This is a genomic window from Asaia bogorensis, assembly GCF_900465345.1.
Classification (GTDB): domain Bacteria; phylum Pseudomonadota; class Alphaproteobacteria; order Acetobacterales; family Acetobacteraceae; genus Asaia; species Asaia bogorensis_A.
In genome coordinates, this window is the sequence record NZ_UEGO01000020.1 from 1 (window position 1) to 3,747 (window position 3,747).

The window sequence follows — 3,747 nt, forward strand, 5'->3', positions numbered from 1 at the left end:
CAGTTGCGCCAGCCGCCTTTCGAGGTACGCAATCCTAGAGGTGCGACGCCGCAGCGCCTCATTTCTCGCCTCCTCGGCTGTCTCGAAAAAATCCTCCTCGTAGTGCGCTCGGCCGCCAACTTCAGCCCATAGCTTGCCAGGTTCGTTGCGCATATGATCCCATTCGGTATGCCAGAGAATATCAACGGCATCATGCTCGGTGAACGATTTGATCGTGCCCATATTGGGAAGGTAGAGTTTCATGGCTCACATCCCCAGCGCGCGACGGTAGATATCGAGCAGCGTTTCCGCTTCCTCGACCTTCGCCGGGTCTTGCTTGCGGATCTTGATGATCTGCTTGATCGTCGGAACATCGAACCCTGCAGCTTTGCTTTCCGAGAAAATGTCCTTGATATCGGACGACAGCGCCGCCCGTTCGGCCTCTAAACGTTCCACGCGCTCAATGATCGAGCGGAGACGATCGGCGGCAATCCCGCCCACGTTCTCGCTGTTGTGGCCTGTCATGTCGGTTGCGTTGGTCATGCGAGTTCTCCAAGGGCGGCCCGGACGCGGCTGGCATCTGACGGGTCCATGTGAGGAATTTTATTCTCGATCCAGATCCGTGCCTTGCTCACGGCGTCTGCACGGGTTGCACATTCCGACCCATGGAAAGGGCAGCCACCACCTGCGGTTGAAGCGTTCCAACTGGCGCCCCAGAACCACTGGTGGCAGATGCCGCGCGACAGACGGATCTCAGCGGCAGGAAGCATTGATCCTTTGCGCGGTACACGCAGAACGATCTCAGCGCGTGCATACAGTTCTTCGTAATGCCAGGCGCTTAGCCCCCGATCTCCGAAGAGGCTGGCAGATGTCTCCATCATTCCGCCCCCTCAATAAACTCGTAATGCACGGTCACGACGCGGCGCAGGCCAGCGGCCCGGAGAACACGCGCGGAGTATGGTTTGACGGCGTTTCGCTGGGTGTTGAGCGCCTGCGGGCTCATTCCGAGGGAGCGCGCCGCCTCGGCCTCACTCGGGAATTTATCAACCCATCGGTTGACGGCCCCGCACAGGTCAGCGGCGTCTATTGCGTTGGAGCGGCTCATTTCTGCAGCTCCTCGTGTTCGAGGGCAGAGAAAAGATCGAAAGTATCGCTGCGTGGTGCGGGCGTGTAATGGGACGATCTTATCCGTCTAATTCTGCCGAGTTTTTCATCGACCCATGCAGCTTTGCGTTCCGCCTCTTCTCTGACCTCTGCGAGGAGATCGACGTGGACGCGGCGAAGAAAATCCAATTCTGCTGCTGCGATAACTTTCTGTTCTTTGTACCAGAGCCGTTTGACGTGCCCGCGCCTTATCCCAAGGCGCTGGGCCGCATGGGTGATTTTTTTCCCAGTAAGGCTGCCCTCAGGCGCAGAGTCGCCTGCCGCTTTGACAATTTCCTGCGCTTCGAGCTTCGCAGCCTCGTGCTCAAGCGAAACCTCCGGATCTTCATCCTGCTTCGCGTCCGGGATTGCCGTGAGCATATCTGCATCAAAAGAGAACCACTCGCCGCGTATGTGCTGATGGTCAAACGCCTGATGGAACCACCGTTCGGTCGCTCTGCTTCCTTCAATGAGGCGCAGAAGCGACAAGCCCGCCGCATTGGAAGTTCCAATGGCGGAGAAGCGTGTTGTGGGGCTGGTAGTAAAACCGATTTTTACGGGGCCGTCCGCACCTGCCCTGACGATATATACGAAGCTCATTTCTTAAGCTCCTCGCGCTTTATAGTCAGAGCAATGGTGTAAGAACGGAACGCAGCCACGATCCCATCGGGGAAAAGCATTACCGATAGAAAACCCAGCCTGAACGTTCTTGGGGGGCCGGAATGGTGGCCAAATCCACACCATCCGAAGTCGATGCCGACGCCTTTGGGCATTGGCCTTCCTCCACAATTCGGAAGATCTCGTCGCGGAGATCGTCACATTGTTGCATGAGCCGGATTAGCTCAGCCCCTCGGGGCGCATTGATTCCGGCAAACCAGTTTTCGACCGTGCGTGGCGAGGTGCCGACGCTGCGGGCGAGTTGTTTCGCTGCGTGCCTGAGATGGCCGTAATTACGGCGCAGAATGTCGGTCACGGTTTCAGCGTAGGAAGCTGCGTCGATCATGACGGCAAAACCTCCCCGAAATTTTCGGTGGGGAATTCCCCGAGATTTTCGCATTGGCATTCTCCATGGTTCGTCGGGTCAGGGACGAACTGGAGCAGCCAAAGAATGGACGACGACACCACCACCCACGAGCACGACAAGCCACTGGTCGAGGCAGATGCGAGAAGGTTCACGCAGCGGTTGGATACGCCCGTGATCGCTCTCGACATCATGCGCGCCGCCCGGCTCTGGTCGGTGCTGCACCCGCACGCTACGGGCCAGACGCGCCAACGTCTGGTCGAGCAGTTTGCGGCTGCGGTGGGGGTCGTGGTCGTCATTTGATGGGGTCAGAAGGGGATTTCGTCGTCCATGTCGTTGGATGGTGCGTCCCATCCGCCCGACTGGCGCGACTGCTGCCCATTCTGGCGCTGTGGGGCCGATCGGTTGCTCTGGCCCTCGTCGCCATCCCGGTTGTTGTCGAGTAGCGTCAGTGAGAACGCACCACGCACGACGACCTCTGTCGTGTATCGGTCCTTGCCTTCTTGATCCTGCCATTTGGACGTTTCGTTACGTCCAACGATCTGGATTTTTGAGCCTTTGCGAACGAACCGCTCAACGACTGAAAYGGTCGGKTCATGCCATATTTTTACCCGATGCCACTCACTGCGCTCCTTACGCTCGCCAGTCTGCGCATCCTTCCAGGACTCAGACGTGGCAACGGAGAACGAGGCAACATTTGCGCCACTTCGCAGCGTGCTGATCTCAGGGTCTTTGCCGACATTGCCGAGGATGATTGTCTGTGAAAAAGAACCGGCCATCTTATCGGCCTCCTTTCTTGCGGGCCTGCATGACGCGGCGCTTGCCTTCCGTGGCGTACCGGGTCTCGATATCGCCGCGCAGGATGGCGATGTCCGGGACAACGAACGCTCCTGGAGCGCGCTCAAATGTGCCGCTTGAGGGCGACATGACCGCAATCGTGGTCCACTTGGCGGGGGCTTCCTTCACAGGCGCATCCCCCAGGTGTCAGCGYGCGCCTTCTCCCACGAGATACCGGGCATCATCGCGCCCCAGGTCTCAGCCGATMCGGCAGGCAGCGGGTCAATGCGGGTGATCTTCGGCTTGTCCTCGACAACGGGAGCAATGGGCTCGGGCCGCTCAATGAAGCCGAAGGCCACGGCACGATTCATGATCGTCATGACGCTGGACCGGCCAACCTGCTTCGCCGCCTGCTGGGCAGAGACGCCGGACTTTACCAGATCCACGAACTGCTTCGCTTCGTCCTCGGAGATAGGCGTATTGTGATATCGCTTCTTGGGAGCCTTGCTCTTCTCTTCCTTCAGCCGGTCGCGCTCGTCTTTCTTGCGGCATTTCTCGCTGCAAAACCGGCGACGGTTCCAGTTGTGGTCGGACACGTCCATTTCGCGGGCGATAAGGAGCGAGCAATACTCGCAGTTCTTCGTGTCGCTCATTTCTGATCTCCCTTGCGTTCGAGGCGGCTTGCGATGCTCTGCAAATCGAGCGCGGAGACGGTGCCGGTCAGGGAGAACGGCGGCTTTGTGGCTGGGGCGCTCATGGGCGTTCCTCCGAGCTTGTGGCCCGCGTCACGCCGGACGCCCAGACGAACAGGCGAATGGCAGCGCAGG

10 protein-coding genes are annotated in these 3,747 nt (G+C 59.1%); 1 reads left to right on the top strand and 9 read right to left on the bottom strand.

Going from position 1 to position 3,747, the window contains the following annotated elements:
* The 6 genes from ED655_RS08895 to ED655_RS08920 all read right to left on the bottom strand — a co-directional run.
* Positions 1-243: hypothetical protein (locus tag ED655_RS08895; RefSeq protein WP_162993461.1), on the bottom strand; the 243-nt coding region annotated here is incomplete at its 3' end.
* 3 nt (positions 244-246) lie between these two features.
* Positions 247-522 carry a DUF2312 domain-containing protein gene (locus ED655_RS08900; RefSeq protein ID WP_240993589.1) on the bottom strand — a complete coding sequence of 92 codons (276 nt, stop codon included), beginning with the start codon at positions 520-522 and terminating at the stop codon, positions 247-249.
* Positions 519-860 (bottom strand): hypothetical protein, encoded by a 342-nt coding sequence (locus ED655_RS08905; RefSeq protein ID WP_162993462.1) that lies wholly within the window; start codon positions 858-860, stop codon positions 519-521. Before ED655_RS08905 ends, ED655_RS08900 begins: the two co-directional genes overlap by 4 nt.
* Complete coding sequence (locus tag ED655_RS08910; RefSeq protein WP_122049880.1) at positions 857-1,084, bottom strand: hypothetical protein; 228 nt, start codon at positions 1,082-1,084, stop codon at positions 857-859. Before ED655_RS08910 ends, ED655_RS08905 begins: the two co-directional genes overlap by 4 nt.
* Positions 1,081-1,722: a GIY-YIG nuclease family protein gene (locus ED655_RS08915; protein ID WP_122049881.1), complete on the bottom strand. Its 642-nt coding sequence runs from the start codon at positions 1,720-1,722 to the stop codon at positions 1,081-1,083. Before ED655_RS08915 ends, ED655_RS08910 begins: the two co-directional genes overlap by 4 nt.
* Before the next feature lie 79 nt (positions 1,723-1,801).
* Positions 1,802-2,125 (bottom strand): hypothetical protein, encoded by a 324-nt coding sequence (locus ED655_RS08920; RefSeq protein ID WP_205836015.1) that lies wholly within the window; start codon positions 2,123-2,125, stop codon positions 1,802-1,804.
* 105 nt (positions 2,126-2,230) lie between these two features.
* Here ED655_RS08920 and ED655_RS08925 point away from each other — a divergent pair, with 105 nt between their 5' ends.
* On the top strand, positions 2,231-2,446 hold the full coding sequence (locus ED655_RS08925; RefSeq protein WP_062164660.1) for a hypothetical protein: 216 nt from the start codon (positions 2,231-2,233) through the stop codon (positions 2,444-2,446).
* 5 nt (positions 2,447-2,451) lie between these two features.
* On the opposite strand, the gene ssb is transcribed toward ED655_RS08925, so the two are convergent.
* Genes ssb through ED655_RS08940 form a run of 3 tightly spaced genes read right to left on the bottom strand, consistent with a single transcriptional unit; the run spans position 2,452 to position 3,573 of the window.
* Positions 2,452-2,922 (bottom strand): single-stranded DNA-binding protein, encoded by a 471-nt coding sequence (gene ssb / locus ED655_RS08930; protein WP_122049882.1) that lies wholly within the window; start codon positions 2,920-2,922, stop codon positions 2,452-2,454.
* A 1-nt stretch (position 2,923) separates the two neighbouring features.
* Entirely contained in the window at positions 2,924-3,109 is a 186-nt protein-coding gene (locus tag ED655_RS08935) for a hypothetical protein (protein WP_122049883.1), read from the bottom strand.
* A complete protein-coding gene (locus ED655_RS08940) occupies positions 3,106-3,573 on the bottom strand; it encodes a helix-turn-helix domain-containing protein (protein WP_122049884.1) in 468 nt (155 codons plus the stop codon). The genes ED655_RS08935 and ED655_RS08940 overlap by 4 nt, the downstream gene beginning before the upstream one ends.
* Positions 3,574-3,747 lie beyond the last annotated feature (174 nt).